The sequence below is a fragment of the Brevibacillus sp. B_LB10_24 genome, from assembly GCF_046036945.1.
Classification (GTDB): Bacteria; Bacillota; Bacilli; order Brevibacillales; family Brevibacillaceae; genus Brevibacillus_C.
On sequence record NZ_JBJQOQ010000008.1, the window covers coordinates 14,051 to 33,111 of the forward strand.

General features: G+C 54.7%; 16 protein-coding genes and 1 other annotated feature. Of the genes, 12 read left to right on the forward strand and 4 right to left on the reverse strand.

What is annotated here, in order from left to right; all coding sequences use genetic code 11:
* Window position 1: 1 nt before the first annotated feature.
* Genes ACI7RC_RS09575 through ACI7RC_RS09585 form a run of 3 tightly spaced genes read right to left on the reverse strand, consistent with a single transcriptional unit; the run spans window position 2 to window position 2,043 of the window.
* Window positions 2-1,534, reverse strand: coding sequence for a glycosyltransferase (locus tag ACI7RC_RS09575; RefSeq protein ID WP_408108018.1), 1,533 nt, complete (start codon window positions 1,532-1,534; stop codon window positions 2-4).
* A 5-nt stretch (window positions 1,535-1,539) separates the two neighbouring features.
* Window positions 1,540-1,734 (reverse strand): hypothetical protein, encoded by a 195-nt coding sequence (locus ACI7RC_RS09580; RefSeq protein WP_408108019.1) that lies wholly within the window; start codon window positions 1,732-1,734, stop codon window positions 1,540-1,542.
* A gap of 15 nt (window positions 1,735-1,749) precedes the next feature.
* Window positions 1,750-2,043, reverse strand: a complete 294-nt coding sequence (locus ACI7RC_RS09585; RefSeq protein ID WP_408108020.1) for a hypothetical protein — start codon at window positions 2,041-2,043, stop codon at window positions 1,750-1,752.
* 284 nt (window positions 2,044-2,327) lie between these two features.
* On the opposite strand from ACI7RC_RS09585, the gene ACI7RC_RS09590 reads away from it, so the two are divergent.
* Genes ACI7RC_RS09590 through ACI7RC_RS09600 form a run of 3 tightly spaced genes read left to right on the forward strand, consistent with a single transcriptional unit; the run spans window position 2,328 to window position 5,793 of the window.
* Complete coding sequence (locus tag ACI7RC_RS09590) at window positions 2,328-3,776, forward strand: LysM peptidoglycan-binding domain-containing protein (protein ID WP_408108021.1); 1,449 nt, start codon at window positions 2,328-2,330, stop codon at window positions 3,774-3,776.
* A 17-nt stretch (window positions 3,777-3,793) separates the two neighbouring features.
* The gene (locus ACI7RC_RS09595) at window positions 3,794-4,801 is read left to right on the forward strand and encodes a phosphotransferase (protein ID WP_408108022.1); all 1,008 of its coding nucleotides are present in this window, start codon (window positions 3,794-3,796) and stop codon (window positions 4,799-4,801) included.
* Window positions 4,798-5,793: a hypothetical protein gene (locus ACI7RC_RS09600; protein ID WP_408108023.1), complete on the forward strand. Its 996-nt coding sequence runs from the start codon at window positions 4,798-4,800 to the stop codon at window positions 5,791-5,793. The genes ACI7RC_RS09595 and ACI7RC_RS09600 overlap by 4 nt, the downstream gene beginning before the upstream one ends.
* An 87-nt stretch (window positions 5,794-5,880) precedes the next feature.
* On the opposite strand, the gene ACI7RC_RS09605 is transcribed toward ACI7RC_RS09600, so the two are convergent.
* Window positions 5,881-6,063, reverse strand: a complete 183-nt coding sequence (locus ACI7RC_RS09605; protein WP_408108024.1) for a hypothetical protein — start codon at window positions 6,061-6,063, stop codon at window positions 5,881-5,883.
* 150 nt (window positions 6,064-6,213) lie between these two features.
* Between ACI7RC_RS09605 and ACI7RC_RS09610 the strand changes: the two genes are divergently transcribed.
* The 9 genes from ACI7RC_RS09610 (at window position 6,214) to ACI7RC_RS09650 (ending at window position 18,917) form a co-directional block, all read left to right on the forward strand.
* Window positions 6,214-7,101, forward strand: a complete 888-nt coding sequence (locus ACI7RC_RS09610) for a YitT family protein (RefSeq protein WP_408108025.1) — start codon at window positions 6,214-6,216, stop codon at window positions 7,099-7,101.
* An 89-nt stretch (window positions 7,102-7,190) separates the two neighbouring features.
* Window positions 7,191-9,245 (forward strand): PP2C family protein-serine/threonine phosphatase, encoded by a 2,055-nt coding sequence (locus ACI7RC_RS09615; RefSeq protein WP_408108026.1) that lies wholly within the window; start codon window positions 7,191-7,193, stop codon window positions 9,243-9,245.
* 58 nt (window positions 9,246-9,303) lie between these two features.
* Window positions 9,304-10,467 (forward strand): ATP-binding protein, encoded by a 1,164-nt coding sequence (locus tag ACI7RC_RS09620; RefSeq protein WP_408108027.1) that lies wholly within the window; start codon window positions 9,304-9,306, stop codon window positions 10,465-10,467.
* Between the two features lie 187 nt (window positions 10,468-10,654).
* Window positions 10,655-10,978, forward strand: a complete 324-nt coding sequence (locus tag ACI7RC_RS09625) for an STAS domain-containing protein (protein WP_408108028.1) — start codon at window positions 10,655-10,657, stop codon at window positions 10,976-10,978.
* A 56-nt stretch (window positions 10,979-11,034) separates the two neighbouring features.
* Window positions 11,035-11,278, forward strand: a binding site (T-box leader).
* 39 nt (window positions 11,279-11,317) lie between these two features.
* Window positions 11,318-13,984 carry a valine--tRNA ligase gene (locus ACI7RC_RS09630; protein ID WP_408108029.1) on the forward strand — a complete coding sequence of 889 codons (2,667 nt, stop codon included), beginning with the start codon at window positions 11,318-11,320 and terminating at the stop codon, window positions 13,982-13,984.
* Window positions 13,985-14,034: 50 nt separating this feature from the next.
* Window positions 14,035-15,402 carry a bifunctional folylpolyglutamate synthase/dihydrofolate synthase gene (locus tag ACI7RC_RS09635; protein ID WP_408108030.1) on the forward strand — a complete coding sequence of 456 codons (1,368 nt, stop codon included), beginning with the start codon at window positions 14,035-14,037 and terminating at the stop codon, window positions 15,400-15,402.
* 1 nt (window position 15,403) lies between these two features.
* The gene (murC, locus tag ACI7RC_RS09640; protein WP_408108031.1) at window positions 15,404-16,792 is read left to right on the forward strand and encodes a UDP-N-acetylmuramate--L-alanine ligase; all 1,389 of its coding nucleotides are present in this window, start codon (window positions 15,404-15,406) and stop codon (window positions 16,790-16,792) included.
* Window positions 16,793-16,904: 112 nt separating this feature from the next.
* A complete protein-coding gene (locus ACI7RC_RS09645) occupies window positions 16,905-17,570 on the forward strand; it encodes a prepilin peptidase (RefSeq protein WP_408108032.1) in 666 nt (221 codons plus the stop codon).
* 69 nt (window positions 17,571-17,639) lie between these two features.
* On the forward strand, window positions 17,640-18,917 hold the full coding sequence (locus tag ACI7RC_RS09650; RefSeq protein WP_408108033.1) for an SPOR domain-containing protein: 1,278 nt from the start codon (window positions 17,640-17,642) through the stop codon (window positions 18,915-18,917).
* The last annotated feature ends 144 nt before the right edge of the window (window positions 18,918-19,061 follow it).

Sequence of the window (19,061 nt, forward strand, 5' to 3'; positions counted from 1 at the left end):
GTTAATTCCTCCTTTGTAAAGTTTCAATCAGCTGCCGATCCCGTCCTCCATCGTGAAATCCGCCTCGTGCGTCAGTTTTGGACAGGAGGTAGTGCAGCGCCTCTACGTGGTCTCCGTAAATCCGGTCGAACGCAGGCAGCCTGCCGTTTTGCCGTTGGTGCTCCGGGCGCAAGCGATTGGGCCCGACGACATCCACATAGTGGACGGCTGCGATGCTGTACCCGGCCAGAATGGCCATTACCTGTGCCAACGGAGGCAGCATCAGCATCCGGTAGCCGAGCCGGTCAATCACTCGGCGATGGATCGCATGTGGGACGGCAGTCAATGAATTGTTCAATAGATCCGGCCGCTTAACAGCCATGTTGAGAAAATACTTCACGCTGCTGACCGCATCGATGGGGTGGAATAAGTCCAGGAGCTTCTGTAAATCGTTTAATGCAATATCTGTCCCCTGTTCGGCCGCTTCCACGAAGGGGATGAGATCCTGCGGCGGTATGACAAAATCACCGTCGACGAACAGCAGTACCTCGCCGCTGCTGTGGGCGGCGCCAATGGCCCTGCCGACGTTGTGGCCGAGACGCTTCGCGAACCGCAGCACGGTAGCGCCGGCTTCCAGCGCTTTGTGGATCGTCTCGCGATCCGCACCATTGGCGACGACGATGATTTCATCTGCGACGTTTCTGACGGAAGCGACCACTTCAGCGATCGTCGCCCTTTCCTCGCCAACGGGAACAATCGCGCTTCGTCTGACCCGCCTGCTGCCCGGGGCAGGAACATACGTCTCCAAAAATGGGCGGTCGCGCCAGCCGTCGGTAAATCCGCCGCGAGGACCGGCTGTCTTCATCACCCGATCGATCGCAGCCAGGTGATCGCCGAGAATTCGGCTGGTCGTACGAGGAAAAGGCGAGCCTTCTTCGGCTGAAAGGTGAACGGGGCGCACTTTGTTGCGATTGATTACATCGATTGAAACAGGGGCACTGATGGAGAGGTTTTGCTCGAGAGCCGCGGCCATCGCGACCACGGGATCGGCCAAGTTCTGCCAGCCGATCGCCTCTAGCGCCCGCCTGCTGAGCGCATGCGGAACCGCGAGCAATGAGTTTACATCAGGGGTCATTTTCTTCAGTAAATAATGAGTGGCGATTTTACTAACCGTCGTGTAGTGCGGACGAATCGGCAGTCTGGCCGACCAGTTGAGATCGTTTAGCGCAATCTGGCTTCCCTGCCGGACCGCTGTGACAAACGGCAGGAGCTGCTGGCCGGGAATCGGGATATCTCCGTCCAGGAAGAGGAGGATTTCGCCTTTTGCATGGTACGCTCCAACAGCTCTGCCGACGTCATTCCCCAGAGCTTGCGGATACTCAATGACGAAGCAGCCCGTGTCTTTGGCGATCTGCCCAGTCGCATCCCTGCTTCCGTTGACGACCACGATCACTTCGAGGGGATCGAGCTTTTTTGCTTCGGCAATCACTGCGGAAATCGTCTCTTCCTCATTTTGAGCAGGGATGATGACGGATACCGTTTGCTCTCGGTTCATTGATCTCACGTAAAAAGCCTGACGTAGGCGATAGAATTGGTGGGAATGGCGACATCCTTAGGGTTTCCGTAGCCGACACCGGGCGTTCTCACGGTGACAGATCCCTCTGATACGGACATCAACACTCCTGCAGTCATCTCCAGCGGCGTAATAACTTCAACGGGCTCTCCCACATGGGTTCGCAGTGCGTTTTCAAACATATTCTTTTCTCCTTTCTACTTGCTTGCCCGAATCGACAAAAGACTTCGATACGGGATTAAAAGATACGAAGTGGCAGTTTCTTGCAGGCGAAAATAGTCTTCGAAAGCGCCTGTCACCGTACCTGTCAGCGTTCCTGCCGTCGTCGTTACTTCAACACTTTTAAATACATACTGCTTGACTACCGCCCGCAGCGGATGTTCATTTGCCTGCTCGATTACATCGCGAAGAAATGAGGCGAACTCACTTGAGAACAACACTTCTCTTACAGCGTTTTTCACTATGCCCTTCCATCTGTAACTGAACCACATGGCTGTCTCTCTCCTTTCTTCGTTGTGATTGGGTCGACAGCTCGTTTATTTGTTCAAGCTCTCTAACAGCAATATATATTTTCATTTCTGATATGGTGAGTACTAGATACCTATTTTCTCTTTCACTTAACAAAATTATATTTTTTAACCAGATAATCCGTCCCAGCTAAAAATGCTTGGATGTTAGCCAGCAGACGCTTGACTGATGAATCCAAATGGTCTAAACACTTCCTTCTGTCCATATAGTAATAGGGAAAAGTTTTTACCTGAAAGGAGGAGCAAGTGTGTCGTTACAAGATGGCATGTTGACGTTTCGCATTAAGGAGACCATCTTCCTCTCAGCAGATAAAGCAGGCATCGGGGAGTTAAAAGAATTGGAACTGCTTCCTGATGTGGAAATTATAGAGAATACCCAGGACATCTCCATTACAGGCTGCCTGCATCTTCAGGGAAAGTATCTGGTGGCGAAGGAAGGCCAGGAAACAGAGGACGAAGGGGACTCCTTGCTGACAGCGATGAAATTTCCCCCCTTCCATCTGGAGACCGGATCGGAGCTGCCGTTTCTCTATGACGCCGAACAGGAGCTGACCCACAGAATTCCGCTCAATATTACCATCCCTTTGTCGCGCGTTGCGGAAGTCGGGGAAATTTTTGCGGTTGTGGACGGATTGGACTACGAGTTAAAAGCGAACAATCAGCTTCAGATTGAAGCCGAATTAAAGCTTACGGGAATCACCTTGATTGAACCGGAGGCTGCGAGAGCGGCCGAGGAAGAGTGGGAGTTTGTCCATGTCGCGAACGAAGATGACGAGCGGGGAGAGCAGGATGTTCCAACCTCTTCCCTGGAGGAAATTGAAGAGAAACTGGAAGCGTTGGAGCGGGCGGTAGAGGCGCACGAGGAGTGGCAGACGGAGCCGATCCAACCACCACCGCCCCCTTTTCTGCCGGTTTGGGAGAAGTTGAACAGGATTGAATCTTCCGACATTCGTCCTGTTTTTGGCGGATACTCTCAAGCGGATTCGGATGAGCCAGAAGAGCAGGAGGGAGGCGCTAGTCGAGAAGCGCAAGCTACTGCATCCGCAGCGGGTGGCTCCGTTGGCGATGCGGATGAGGAATTGGCCTATGATGTGTCGGGTGATCAGTCAGAGGCGGAGCCGACAACCGCTCGTGAAGAGGAGCCGGCAATCGAGGTCCTGGCAGAAAATGCAGCGGAGTTTGCAGTACAGGAGATGAATGAGGAAGAAACTGTTCAGCAGGAGGCAGCCGAAGCGGCAGTGATTGCGGAGGCGGACGCGGAAGAAGTGAGCACCGAAGAAGTGAGTGCCGAAGAGACCATGACACAGCCGGACGCCCCGCAAGAGGCGGAACTGCGGGTTGCGATCAGCGGCAAACCGGCCAGGGAGAGCGGAGAGGAGCTCAATTTGACCTCGATCTTTACCCAGTCAAAACGCCAGTCTGCACCTTCCCCCGAGGCGACCGAACAGGTCTTCCAATCCGACGTGCAGGACAGCGAGACGGCAAGCAGTACATTGGCAGCGGTCGGCAGTCTCAGCTCGTTCGTCCGCGAAGAAGAGCAGCCGTTCAGCCGGCTGAAGATGTGCATCATTCAACGAGAAGAGACCCTGCAGTCCATTTCCGAGCGTTATTCCGTGCCCATCTCCCGTTTGATGGAGGCCAACAGCCTCGAATCAGACCGCATCACAGAGGGGCAAGTTCTATACATTCCCCAATGAGGGGGGAGTGAAGACAAGTGCTAACGGATGAAAGAGAGTTGAACCGGATTTGCCAGCGATACCGCATGCGGGTGATCCGCATCCAGCCGCAGAAGGATTTCTATCTGTTGGAAACCAATCGCGGCCCGAAGGAACTGCGGGTTTGGCCGCGGGTGGATGTGCTGCGCTGGTCATTTATGTGGAGGGAGCAGCTTGCCAGGCAGGGATTTCGCGATGTGGAACGATTTATTCGGACGCGCGATGCAAAACCGTATGTCGTATCAGGCAGAAAGGGATACACCTTAACCGATCATGTCCGCTCCTGGGTCCCGCTGACGCCGACAGTAGAGCAAGCGAATCTCAGCGGACAATTGGTCGCTTCCATGCATCTAGCGCAGAGCAGCCAATCTGCCCCGGCCGCGGTAGAACTGTTAAACCGGGAACAGGCCCAGGTTGCGGCGGAAACAGAGCGGGTTCGCAACCTTTACGATGCCTTTACCAGCCGTTCGCGGCTATGGCGGCCTGAAGACAAATGGGTTGCCAGCCAATTCAGACCGCTGTTGGAGAGGATGGAACGCGGCACCAGGCTGCTATCGCCGGAAGCGTTCGACGTGACGTCACTGGCTGTGTCACACCGATTTATGGATCGGGGGAACCTCGGTCTAAACAAGGAGCGCATTTATCTGCGCGGCTTTTACAGCCCCTCCCTCTCGGTTCAGCAGCGGGATACGGCGCATTTTTTGCGAGATTTGCTGTTCTGCGGGGACGGTGCCGAACGGGACCGAATTGACGCTTTTTTGGACGGATACGAGGCGGTAAAGCCGCTTGCACATTCCGAGTACCGCTTGCTGCTCGCGTTCATGGTTCCGCCGCAAGAGCTGTGGCAGACATTGCAAGAGTATGTCCATTCCGCTTCGGCAGGGCAGCTGGAGGAATGCGACACAGCCCAGATAGCCGAGTCCATCCGCCGGCAGCAATTCGTCGATGAACTGCTTGCCCACATTGCCCAGCGAGCGGAAGGCGCGCAAAGAGGTCATGTCGTATGAGCCGATTTGACGATATCTATCCGTTGTTTCCTGAATACGACATGTTTGCCCAGACGATCGACGTGTTAAAGGCGCCCAATGTATATAAAGTGATGACTCCGTACGGATCTTATGTAGTCAAGCGAACCTCGGCTTCGCCGGGACGTTTGTCGTTTGTTTCAGGGCTGCTGCGCAACTTGCAGCAGCGCGGTTGGGACGGAGCTGTTCCGCTTGCCTACACCAAGTACGACGAACCTTACGTCCAACGAGACGAACAGTACTACTACCTTACCGGGTGGCGGCCATCTGCGGCGATTGGCGAAGAGCAAATCCCCGTCTGGGGGAGGGCCGCCTTGGTTCGTTTAGCAGAGCTGCACCACTTGACGCAGAATTATCGCTTTGACGATCCCCGTCAAGTAGAACCGTTGGTTGATTCCCTGCTGGCCCGCTGGGAAAAATGGCTCGGGCTGTTGGAGAAGAACGCCGCCATTGCCAGGGCTCGAAGCTACCCTTCCCCCTTCGACACCGTTTTCCTGGCGAACCAGGGGTATCTCAGGGAAACTGCGGCCACAGCGATCTCCTCCTTGCGCCGGTGGGGGGAGCAGCACCGCACGTATGCCCACTTTCGCTTGAGCCTGGTTCACGGTGCGCCATATCCGGCCCACACGCTGCTCGACTCTTCCGGAAATGTTCAGTTCATCAATTTTGACCGGGCTGTTTTTGATACCCCAGCTCGTGACGTCAGCACGTTTTACCGGGCGTATTTTCACTTGGGAGGAGAAGGTGCGGCAGCGTCTGAACTATTTTCAGCGTATCAGTCAGTTTTCCCCTGGCGGCCGGAGGAAGTGAACTTGCTCAAGGTCTTCCTCTTTTTTCCCGAGCGGATCATGGGCGACCTCGAACTGTATTACAGGGGCGCGAGGGATTGGTCAGAACTGTATGCCGTCCGCCGCCTGGAAAAAGATCTGGACCGCTACATGCGGATGCAGCGGTGGATGCAGCAAGCTTTTTGATGTTACTGGAAGGTAAGATCCCCCTTCTCTGGCGTGCGGCATCGATCCAGCTGCAAGAGACGGAAGGGGGATTTTTTGACGTTCTCTTCATATCCAGTCAAAGGTAATGGCTAAATGAACCGCCGCCAACAGGCCGAGAATGATCACGTCAAACGTGGTGGGAAAGATGATGGTGCGTACGAATTGGAAGATGATCAGCGGTACGATAATCTGACGGCAAACGTTCTTGATGCGGTACAAATGGTGGTTAAACTTCCAACGCTGATTCACGGTCATCACCTCATTTCAGCTTATGCACGCGTACGGATACCGGTACCTTAAAGCGAAATATGCCCTGCAGAGAGTTCAAGTTTAGCGCTAGGCGGAAAATTACGGTATAATGGTATTATGTAATCTGGAGCAGGAGGAGTGTTTCTTGGAATGTCAGAAAATGGTATTAGAGACTTAAAAAAACATCACCCGCATACGATTGCCTCAATTTTCAGACGTGCCGTTTTTATTGTAATTGGCGCAATCTTGTACTCGGTCAGCCTGGAGGTTTTCCTGGTTCCCAACAACATTATTGACGGCGGGATTACCGGCATCTCCATCATCTTGGCACACTTTACGCACATGCAATTGGGGATTTTCCTGTTCGTGATCAACCTTCCTTTCCTGATCATTGGATATAAACAGATCGGCAAAACGTTTGCAATATCCACCCTGTTCGGGGTCGCGGTCATGTCGGTAGGAACCTACCTGCTTGGCCCGGTAACCGCCTTTACGGAGGACCCCCTCTTGGCGGCGGTGTTTGGCGGAGTCATTATGGGAATCGGCATCGGGTTAGTCATCCGCAACGGCGGCTCGCTTGACGGGACGGAGATCATCGCGATCTTATTTAACAAAAAGACCCCGTTTTCCGTCGGCGAAATCGTCATGTTTTTAAACCTGTTCATCCTTGGCAGCGCCGGCTTTGTCTTTTCGTGGAACAGCGCGATGTACTCGCTGATCGCCTATTTTATCGCCTATAAGATGATCGACGTCACGATCGAGGGGCTCGATCAGTCCAAGTCTGTCTGGATTATCAGCGAAAAATTTCAGGAGATCGGCGATACGCTGCTGGCCCGTCTCGGCCGGGGAGTTACCTACCTTCACGGTGAAGGCGGATACTCGGGAGATGACAAGAAGGTCGTATTTTGCGTCATCACCCGCCTGGAGGAAGCGAAGTTGAAAACGATCGTAGAGGATACCGATCCCAATGCGTTTCTGGCGATCGGAAACATTCACGACGTAAAAGGGGGACGTTTCAAAAAGAAGGATATCCACTAAATTTGTCAAATTAAAGGATGTTGTGTCGCTTGGAAGCGGGGCAGCCATCCGCTGCAGCCCCAAGGGACCGTATGGAAGGGGTTGAAGTAGTGGTTTGGCAGACAATGTTGTATGCCTTCAGCCTGTTTGTTTCACTTTACGTTCTGCTTTCATCCCGTTTGACAGGTGGACGCAGCATCCGGTATGGCTATGGATTTTTGCTGGGAGGAGCTTTTTTCTTCTGGGGTCTTGGCGGACTCTTTTCACCGGACAGCTCCTCCTCGCACACGATCGTATCCTTTCTCGCGAACTGCCTTGCCTGTGCATTTGCCTTGCTGGCTTTCCGCAGGTATCCGCTGCTGCCGCCCTCCTATTTTGATCGCTGGAAAAGCGCATGCGATGTCGGTTTGCTGATTCTTCTGCACTTTGCTTTCGGCGATGACGTCCTTCCTCGGTTGTTCCTTGCCGGTTCGGGTATTGCCGCCCTGGTTTTTGTCAGCCGGGAACACAGGCTTCGAGTGTACAGCCTGCTGCCATTAGCGGGGACGATTGCGTTTTGGCTGGTCATGGCGCTGGTACCCTGGCTATCCGGTCCGCTTCTGTTTTTCCTCGGTGCTGCCTGTCTCGTCGCCGTCTGTGCAGGATGGGAAAAACAGCCTGCACAGGGACAGGAATGCGGATGCGACGTATCACGTCATACTCATGAACAGATCCTTGTCTACAGCCACTATCAGGGATTGATCTTTTTCTATTCCGCGATAGCTGTATTTGGCGTGCTTGTCTATCCGGCTGACGCCATCCGGGATTGGGGATTAGGATTGTACGCTGTCTTATTGACGCTCAGGTGGCTGACTTTGCATTACGAAAAGCAAGGAGCTTTGCAGCAGTCGTTTCAATTCACCCGTAATCTGGAAAGGCACTTCGAGACAAATTTGGCGCAAATTCGCAAAAAAAATGAAGATTTGTCCCGGGTGCTGAAGTTAAAACAAAGCTATGAGGAACTGCTGCTGAAAAGCAATGAACATACCATGCAGCCGATCAGCTATGAAAACCTGCATCAAAAAATCGAACAGATCGTCGACGTCTGGTATATGACGATGATCGGTATGCGATTTCTGCGGGTTTCCCTGCAATCCGAACGAGGGGAAATTTACTATCAGACGGAACGCGGTGCACAGTCCGAGCGGTATAAAGAGGGCTACGTGCTGGTTCGCTTGATCGTCGACAAGGAGCGCGACACCCCGCTGTCTCCCCGGTATGTGGCGGTGGAAGCACTGACGGACGAATCGACGGAGGAAGTCAGATCGTTTTATCAGCTGCTGGCGATATACGTCAGCCGCCTGATCATGCGCTGTCTGCAGGAGCAGCAGTCCCTGGGAATTCGCCTGATGGAACAGGAGATGGAGCTGGCTTCGCGCATTCAATTTTCCCTACTCCCTAAAAATCGGCTGGTTTTGCCAGACGTGCAAGCGAAGGCAGTCTATATCCCCGCCGCTTACATCGGCGGCGATTACGTAGACTACTTTTCCATAAACGAGCGCTACACTTGTTTTCTCATCGCCGACATCTCGGGACACGGCATCCCTGCCAGCCTGCTGACGACGGGGATCCGCAATTCCTTTCGGGCTGTGGTGCAGATGTGTATTTCTCCTGACGAGATGCTGGTCAGGCTGAATCACCTGTTGTATGAAGACTTGTCGGAAATTCGCTCCTACATCACGATGCTGATTGCGGTTTTCGATCATCAGGAAATGGTCCTGCGGATTAGCCGGGCCGGTCATCCCGCCCCGTTTTACCTGTCGGGCACAAAGCAGACACAACTCGCCTGTGCCAGAGGAATGGGGCTGGGTCTGTCGCTTGCGGCAGAGTATCAACTGGACGAATGGAAGGTGGAAGAAGATTTCACCTTGCTCTTGTATACGGATGGATTGATTAATCTTGGACGGGGGAAACAGGCACCCGACTCCGAAAAGTGGCTGAAGCTGTTAGGACGAGTGTTGAAGGCGGATCAAGCCAGGGAGAAGGACCGAATCGCTCTGCTCGAGCGGGAGATCTGGAAGAAGACCAGACAGCAGCAGCAGAATGACGATATCTCGGTCCTGATCCTTGACGTGAAGGCCCCTGAAAAGGGAGAGAGAGGAGGAAACGAGGATGTTTCTGTGTGATCAATGTCCCACTCATCCGTCCTGCCGCAGATGCTTGGATCTTCTTAACTGTGGAGATATGGCATACAAAGTGCTTCCTCCTCGCCCCGTTTCACTGCTTCGTCTGTCGACGGGAGAGCGCGTTTCGGGCGAATTGAGGGCAGTCAGCCGTCTGGCCATTGGCATCGCGTCGATAGAGCCGCTTGAAAACGACCGCTACGAAGTGGATTTGGCCACCGATTTTCGCATAATCGGCTCGACCGTTTCCGCTCCGCGCGATTCCTGTTACATGGTTCTCGACATCGAAAAGGTACTGCGCAAGGAAGAGGTTTTAGAGCGGCTTTTGCTGGAGGAGTTTCAACACTGGCACCTGACCCACGAACTGGAGCCGGCGGCCATACTGGAGCGGGCGTCCGGGCTGAACAAAAAACAGCTGGAAGCGGTCAAGCGCGAATTGGACAAGCTTTCGATCCTTCGGCAAATTCACGACATCTACATGTTCGTCTGGGACAAAGGGCAGTTTCGTTCACTGGGTGACATCCCGCTTGGCGGCGCCAATTGGGACCAGCTGAAACGGCTCTGCAAAGATTCCGTAGCCAGCGGAAATCCGATCCGGGAACAGCTTTTTTCCGAACAGTTCAACAAGGTCTTCGATACCCACATCGTGCCGATGTCAGACCGTTCCTGCGGCATAGCGATCATCGACGTGACGGAGGCGATTCTCGCCGAGCGCATCCGAAAACAGCAGGAATGGCAGCTGTACAAAGACATCCTGTCCGTCGTCACCGGCGAAAAGCTGATGCTTTTGCAGGACGAGCAATTGTACGAGCTGATTCGCTCCAGCAAGAAGTACGGCACCGTCCACATGCAGCACCCGGCGGATCTGGCTCACTTGCGGAAAGTACTGCGCGATCTGCTTGGTCCGTTTGGGCTCCCGTCGAAAAAGCTGCTCCATTTTGTGGTCGCGGTCAATGAGGCGGCGACCAATACGCTGACACACGGACAAAGCGGAAGCGTGGAGATTTACATCAATGAAGCGGAGCGGGTGTGCCGTGCAGTCGTTTTTGACAAGGGACAGGGCATCTCTCTCGCCGATCTGCCAAAAGCCGCTCTGGTCCACGGTTTTTCCACCCGGGCATCGCTTGGTGCCGGATTTCACGTCATGCTGCAATATGCCGATAAATTAATGATAAACTCGACTCAGCAAGGGACAAAACTCGTTTTAGAGCTTCTTCTGGGATAAATTCGGACCGTACACACCGCAACCGAACGGAGGGGAACGTTTTAACAACCTCTTTTCGGGGAATTGAACTATACATCAGGTTAAAAGTGTTACTTTGGATTGTTCAGAAACTTGATACACACAATTTTGAAAGAAGCAGAAAAAGAGAGATCAGCTAATTTAAGTTGAGGTGAAAGGAGATCAAGTGATGAACTATCAAGTGCAGGAGAGTGAAAAGCAGGCATTGGTTACAATTAAAGGAGAACTTGACATGGCTGTCGGCGAGAAACTAGGCAATCTGATCCGCGAGGTAGGACAACGGAAGCAATCCGTCATCCTCGATTTCCAAGGGGTGACGTTCGTAGATTCGTCGGGGATCGGCAATCTGTTCTACACCACCAAAGAACTGCTGGCCAGCGGAAAGCACGTAGAGATCGTGAATGTCCAGGAGGATATTCTTGATATATTGCGGGTGCTTGGCTTCGTCGAAGCGCTCGGAGTCAAAGTAAGCACCTGCGGATATGAGCGGTAAAAATTGACGAAGCCGGGAGTGTCGCTTATAATATCGTAGAGAAAACGATGCATAGAAGAGATGCGATGAACGGGAAGAGTAGACTTTTACCCCTTGTCAGAGAGGGAGAATCAATTGCTGCGAGATTCTCTAAGGTGTGATGAGTCGAAGGTCGCCTGTGAGCAGCTCCGGCGAACTCATGAGTAGCCGGGGGCGGTGTACAGCCGTTATCAGGTAAAAGTGAGTGCAACAGGGTCGGTTTTTGGCTGTCTGCTGCACTAACAAAGGTGGTACCGCGGAATAACTCCTTTCGTCCTTTGGATGAGAGGAGTTTTTATTATTTTAATAAGGAGGAACGTTATGCAAGCCCAATCCGATTCACATGACCAACAGCTGCCAAAAAACTACGACCCTAAGGCGGCTGAGGCGAAATGGTATCCGTACTGGATCCAAAATAACTTTTTTCAGGCAGAACGCGACCCGGACAAAGTTCCGTTTACGATCGTGATCCCGCCTCCCAACGTGACGGGAAAGCTTCACCTCGGACACGCTCTTGACACCACCTTGCAGGACATCATCACTCGGGCCAAGCGCATGCAGGGCTACAGTGCTCTCTTTTTGCCGGGGATGGACCACGCCGGCATTGCCACTCAGACGAAAGTGGAAGCCAATCTGCGGGAAGAAGGGATTTCCCGCCACGACCTGGGACGGGAAAAATTCCTGGAGAAGGTCTGGGAGTGGAAGCATGTCTACGCCCAGCATATTCGTGAACAATGGGAAAAACTGGGACTGGCACTCGATTATTCCCGCGAGCGGTTTACCATGGATGAGGGGCTTTCCCGCGCCGTTCGTGAAGTGTTTGTCCGCTTGTACGAAAAAGGGCTGATCTACCGCGGCAATCGGATTATCAACTGGGATCCGGCGGCCCGCACGGCTCTGTCCGACATCGAAGTCATCTACAAAGAAGTAAAAGGCGCCCTGCACCACATGCGATATCCACTCGCGGACGGCACCGGCTTCATCGAGGTTGCCACCACCCGTCCGGAGACAATGCTGGGTGATACCGCCGTCGCTGTGCACCCGGACGACGACCGCTACCGGCACCTCGTCGGCAAGACGGTCATCCTGCCAATTGTCGGCCGTGAAATTCCGATCGTGGCGGACGACTACGTCGATCCCGAATTCGGTTCCGGTGCCGTGAAAATTACGCCGGCGCACGACCCGAACGACTTTGAGCTGGGCCTGCGCCACAATCTCCCGCAGATTATCGTCATGGATGAGACGGGCACGATGAATGAAAACGCCGGGGCTTACCAGGGGCTTGACCGCTTTGCCTGCCGCAAGCAGATCATACGCGATCTGACCGAGCAGGGCGTGATGTTCAAGATTGAAGAACACATTCACCAGGTTGGCCACAGCGAACGCAGCGATGCGGTCGTAGAACCGTACCTGTCCACCCAGTGGTTTGTCAAAATGCAGCCGCTGGCCGATGCCGCATTAGCCAACGCTGCCAGCGACGAGGGCGTCAAGTTCGTGCCCGAACGCTTTAAGAATACCTACCTGCGCTGGATCGAGAACATCCGCGACTGGTGCATCTCTCGGCAGCTTTGGTGGGGACACCGGATTCCTGCTTGGTATTGCGGCGACTGCGGCAGCGAGATCGTGTCGCGAACGGACGTCAGCGAGTGCCCGAACTGCCACGGCCACAACCTGAAACAGGATGAAGACGTATTGGACACCTGGTTCAGCTCGGCGCTTTGGCCCCTCTCCACGCTTGGCTGGCCGGATGAGACAGAGGACCTGAAGTACTTTTATCCGACCAATGTGCTGGTTACGGGCTACGATATCATCTTCTTCTGGGTGGCGAGAATGATCTTCAGCGGCCTGGAATTTACCGGGCAAAAGCCGTTTGACACGGTGCTGATTCACGGCATCATCCGCGATTCGGAGGGCCGAAAGATGTCCAAGTCGCTCGGCAATGGCGTCGATCCGATGGAAGTGATCGAAAAGTACGGGGCTGACGCGCTTCGCTTTACGCTGGCGACCGGCAACTCCCCGGGAAATGATCAGCGCTTTTACTGGGAGAAGGTGGAGTCCAACCGCAACTTCGCCAATAAAATCTGGAATGCTTCGCGCTTTGCCCTGATGAATCTGCAAGGATTTACTCACCAGGACATCGATTTGTCGGGAGAGCTTTCTACGCCTGACAAGTGGATTTTTACCCGGCTGCAATCGACGATCAGCGATGTTACCCGCCTGATGGACGCATATGAATTCGGCGAAGCGGGCCGGGTCTTGTACAACTTCATCTGGGACGATCTGTGCGACTGGTATATCGAAATGGCCAAGCTGCCGCTCTACGGCACCGACGCAGCGGCCAAGCGGACGACGCAATCCGTGCTCGTCACGGTCCTCGACCAGACGCTGCGCCTGCTGCACCCGTTCATGCCGTTTATTACCGAGGAAATTTGGCAGGCGCTGCCCCACGAAGGCGACAGCATCACGGTCGCTCCGTGGCCGCAGGCAGATGAGGGACGAAGCTTCCCTGAGGCAGAAGCGGAGATGACCCTCTTGATGGATGTCATCCGCAGCGTCCGCAACATCCGCGCTGAAGTGAACGTGCCGATGTCCAAGAAAATCGAGCTGTTGATCAAAGCGGGCGATGCCGTGTCACTGGAGCGGCTGAAGCGCGGAGAGGAGTTCCTCGTCCGCTTCTGCAACCCGGAAAAACTGGAGATCGAACAGGAGCTGGACGCGCCGGAAAAAGCGATGTCTGCTGTCGTGACAGGAGCGGAGCTGTTCCTCCCGCTGGCCGGTTTGATCGACCTCGACCAGGAGCGGAAGCGCCTGGAAAAAGAGCTTGCCACGCTGCGAGGAGAAGTAGAGCGCATCGAGAAGAAGCTGAACAATCCCGGTTTTATCGCCAAAGCCCCGGCCAAAGTGATCGAGGAAGAGAAAGTGAAAATGGCCGATTACATCGATAAACGCGACAAAGTGATTGCGCGGCTGGCCGAACTAGAGGCTTAGGTATGAACCTGGATGTACGTTCATATTTATGAGAATGGAGTTAATTTACAATGGGGCATCGATTGTTTTCCAGCTATGACGAGGCGCTAGAGTGGATCCACAGCCTGCTCCGTTTTGGGCAGAGACCGGGTTTGGAGCGAATGAACTGGATGCTGGAGCAGCTTTCGCATCCTGAGCGCCGCCTGTCATTTGTCCACGTGGCCGGGACCAATGGCAAAGGATCCACGTGCGCGATGCTTTCCCAGGTACTGCGGGAAGCCAACTACAGCGTTGGGATGTTTACTTCACCGTACTTGCTTGATTTCCGCGAGCGGATCCGTTATAACAACGAGATGATTTCGGAAGAGGATTTGCTTGCGTTGGCCAATCAAATAAAACCGCTCGTTGACCGATGCTGCGCCGAAACGGAGTACGGATCGCCGACCGAATTTGAAGTGATTACCGTCATGGCCCTGCTCTACTTTGCCCATGTGGCGCGTCCGGCGGTAGTGATTTGGGAAACCGGCCTGGGTGGACGGCTGGATTCGACCAATGTCGTCCACCCGCTGGTCTCGGTGATTACCAATGTAGGGACTGACCATGCGGATGTCCTCGGTCCGACGATTGCGGACATTGCCCGGGAAAAAGCCGGGATCATCAAACAGGGAGTTCCCGTCGTGGCCGGCGAAACAGGGACAGAGGCACTGGCTGAGATCGAACGAATCGCTCAAGAAAAGCGGGCGACCCTGTATCAGCTGGGCCGGGATTTTCACGTGCAGACAGAGCGGATCGAAGGATTGGAGGGGCAGTCCTTTCGCTACCGCAGCTGCCATCGGCGAGGTGAATCCGAGTACCTCCTCCACCTGCCGGGCCTGCATCAATTGAAAAATGCCGCCGTTGCCTTAATGGTGCTGGATTTGCTGCGCCAGTTTTTCGCTTACCTCATCGAAGAAGAAGAAATTTCGAGCGGACTGCAACAAACTCGGTGGCCGGGACGTCTAGAAGTCGTTGCAAAACACCCGTTGATTCTGTTGGACGGTGCACACAACAGAGAGGGCATGACGGCCTTGGTCCAAAGCGTATCAGCACTGCTGCCTGAGGAGGCCAGGCTGCACGTGCTGATTGCCGCACTGGCCGATAAACCGCTCGCCGACATGGCGGCTGCCTGGAAGCAGCTGGACAGCCGCCTGGAGCGGGTGTACGTCACGTCCTTTGAGTTTCACCGCGCCGCTCCCCCAAGTATGCTTACAGATGCCTTTTTGACGGCCGGGATGACCGCCGATCGAGTGACAGAGGCGCCCGATTGGCGCTCCTTGCTCCGCCATTGGCAGCATGAGACGAAGCACCGGGATGATGTGTTCATCGTCTGCGGATCGCTTTACTTTATCGCACAAGTGCGCTCTTTCTTCCCCATTCCCATAGAAGAGGCAGGTGAATAGGGTGGATCAGACAAATCACGTCCACTTTGTAGGCATCGGCGGCTATGGCATGAGTGCCATCGCCCGCGTCCTGATTGACCTTGGCTTTAAAGTGACCGGCTCCGACGTCGCCTTGAACGATTTAGCGCAAAAATTGCAAGCGCGGGGAGCTTTCATTACGGTGGGTCACGATCCTGCCAATGTCAACGGTGCCGATCTCGTGGTCTATTCCACTAGTATCCCAAAAGACAACCCAGAAGTAATCGAAGCACAGGCAAAAGGGATTCCCCTATTGCACCGTTCACAAATGCTGGCCAAGATGTTAAATGAAAAAACCGGGGTGGCAGTCGCCGGAGCGCACGGCAAAACTACGACTACTTCGATGATTGCTCACGTTTTGGAGGTGTGCGGCGTAGACCCCACGTATATCATCGGCGGCGAATTAATGAATGCCGGGACGAACGCGAAGGCGGGGAAGAGCGAATACGTCATCGCCGAAGCGGATGAGAGCGACGGGTCGTTTCTGGAATACCGCCCCCAGGTTGCTGTTGTGACGAATATTGAGGCGGACCACCTCGAGCATTTTGACGGTCAATTCGCCAATCTGAAAGCGGCATATGTCAAGTTTTTGAGCCATCTGAAACCGGACGGCACAGCGGTCTTGTGCGTGGATGATCCGCATGTCCGCGAGCTCGTGCCGCAACTGGCGGGCAAGGCGGTGACGTACGCGATTCAGCCTGACAAGGCCAATGCCGCCGACTACACCGCCACAGATATAGTCTGCGGAGACCGGCGAACCGCTTGCCAGGTGTGGTCGGGAGAGAACTGCTTGGGCGAGCTTGTCCTGCATATTCCCGGCGAACACAACGTCGCCAATGCGCTGGCAGCGATCATCGTCTGTATGCGAACCGGTCTGTCCTTTTCCCAGATCGCCAAAGCGCTGGAGACGTTTCGCGGGGCGAAGCGTCGTTTTCAAGTCATCGGCGAAGCGAGCGGCGTCCTGGTGGTGGACGACTACGCCCATCACCCGACTGAGATCATGGCAACCCTGGGGGGTGCGCGTGCTTCCGGACGGAGGGTCATCTGCGTATTCCAGCCGCAACGGTATACCCGAACCTATTTTTTAATGGAAGAATTTAGCCGCGCTTTCCGGGAAGCGGATGAAGTGATTATCACGGACATATACTCTCCGGCCGGCGAAAAAAGAATTGACGGCGTCAATTCGCAAGTGCTGGTAGAGAAGATTCGCGCGAACAGCCATCCGGGCGCCCAGTACATCCCGACAAAGGAAGAAGTGCAGGAACATCTGCTCCGGCACCTTCGCCCGGGTGATCTGGTGATTACGATGGGGGCGGGCGACATCTGGAAGTCAGCCTATTGGTTTGTGGAACAATTAGGGAAACTCGCATAAGAGAGAAGACCGTGCAGAAGGGCAAGCTGCACGGTTTTTTTTTGTGCCATCGGCAAGGCTATAATGTCTCCGCGGACTGCACGCGGATTGCAGGTTAAAAAGGGGGAATAGCATGCCGGCTTCCCAATTTCTGCTCGCTTTCTTTCTGTTGGGCCTGCTCGCCGGCGCCTTCTGCTGCCGGCTGGCGATGAGCGCGGGAGGCGACAGCGACAAGGAGCAGCGCCAGAAGAGCGGTCTTTTCATACTGCTGACAGCGCTTGTCTCCGGCGGTGTCTTTGCGGGGATCGGCGTCGTATACGGGCCCGGCCGGGAGGCGCTCTTGGGCGCTTTGTTCGCCGCGATGCTGGCAACCGTCAGCGTTACCGATTTGCGTTTTCGCCTGATCCAGAACCGGGTGATTGTTCCTTATGGGGCGGTCTTTTTTCTCCTGCGCTGCTTCTTCCCGGCTGATCGCACCGTCATGCTGCACCTGATGGCGATGACGGCCAGTTTTGTTCTGCTGCTTTTGCTGGCAAGGCTGCCCGCCGGCGGCATAGGAGGCGGGGATGTAAAGCTGTACGCTGTGGTCGCACTCTTTTTGGGCATGGCGAAGTTTGCCTGGGCTGTCTTGCTGTCTGCCGGGCTTGGCTGTCTGTACGGGCTCATCCGCTGCGCTGTCGAAGGCAGGGGAAAAAGCATCGAAGTGCCGATGGCCCCTTTCATTGCCGCAGGCTCGCTCGCCGTTTACCTAGGCAGCCCCTTTCTTGCAGTGTGTATGCCCTACTTTTTGTCCGCGTGATTGGCATAACCTCCTGTTTGTCCTCGTATGCTAGTACTACTAGAGCTCTAAGGCGAGGAGGTTTTGGGATTGGAGCCAAAACGGACCGGACGGATTTCGATTAAATTGAATGGCGCGGATATTTCCGAGCGGCAAAAGCAAACGGAGGAGCAGGCCGCTCCTGCTCACACATCTGCAGCCCCGGAGCCAAAGCGGTGGACGCTTCCTGCGGGGGACAGAGGCGGCGAACTGATCGGGCCGCAGCCCGGACTGCCGAAGGCGGAGGACGCATTTACCCGCCTCAGGAAGCTGCAGCTGGAAGTCCCGGCATCAGAGCAGCGGGAGTACGTCGCGGTGGACGAGGGCAGCATGGAAGAGAAAGAGACGTACAGCGGGCAAATCGGGCAGGCGGCGGATGATCCCCCGCGTTTTTCCTGGGAAAGCTGGCGGCCGTCAAAAAGACCGCCATTCTCGCTGCTCTTAGCCGCAGCAAGCGCCGTAACGCTGGGGCTTCTCTTCGGCTTTGGAGCGATGTCTGTGTTTCAGCAGGAGCAGGTGACAAAAACGTACCAGATGGTATTGGACGGCACCTTCCAGACCTTGACTGCCGCGAATCCGGCCGGCACGCCTTCCGGCCAAAAGACCGTGGACAATCCAACCGTGCCGGTGAACGCAGCGCCTGCCGCGGAAAATCCAGCCGATGCACCAGCCAGCCTTCACCTGCCGCAGTTTTCGGTTTACATGGCACAAGTAGGCGTATTCAAGGACAAGGCGAACGCCCAAGCCGCGGTCGACAGCCTGCAAAAGCAGGGATTGCCCCATCTCCTGTACGAACATCAGGGAGATCAGTACGTCTTTGTCGCGACAGCTCCGACGCGCGACGACATTCTCGGACTCGGTTCTGCGCTGAAAAATAAGCAATTGGAAGTGCACGTCAGGGAATTTGCCTTCCCCGCAGGTGTCATGCAGTCGGAATCGAACCAGGCCGCCGGAGCATTGGCCAAAGGCTCTGCCGTTGAACCCATGGAGCGGTTTTTTGCAACGGGAAGCGAATTGGCCCGGAATCTGTCAGTCCTCTCGAGCCGCGTCGCAAACGACAGCCAGGGCCAAAAGCGAATCACCCAGGAGGAAGAAGCAAACGTGAAGGAACTTCACCTGAGGTTCCTCGAGGAGAGCCGGGCTTGCGAGGCGGTGATTCCCGAGCAGTGGAAGCCGTTTTTCACGGAGATGGTAAACGGCATCAATCAGGCGTTTACCGCGATGACGAAGGCGAAGACGGACAACGCGCAGTCCTATGCCTGGCAGGCTCAAGGCGGAATCCTCCGCTATTATGAAAATTACCTGAATGTTACCCGGCAGCTTGGATAGCTTTTTGGCAAAAAGACCCTCTCGCAGAAACATTGCAGGAGGGTCTGTCTTTTTGTAGTATAGGATTGTCCTCCCCACCTCCATTTGCTACACTAAGTGTTGGTTACGAAGTGCACGATCAACCTTTAGCTGAGGAATTGAAGG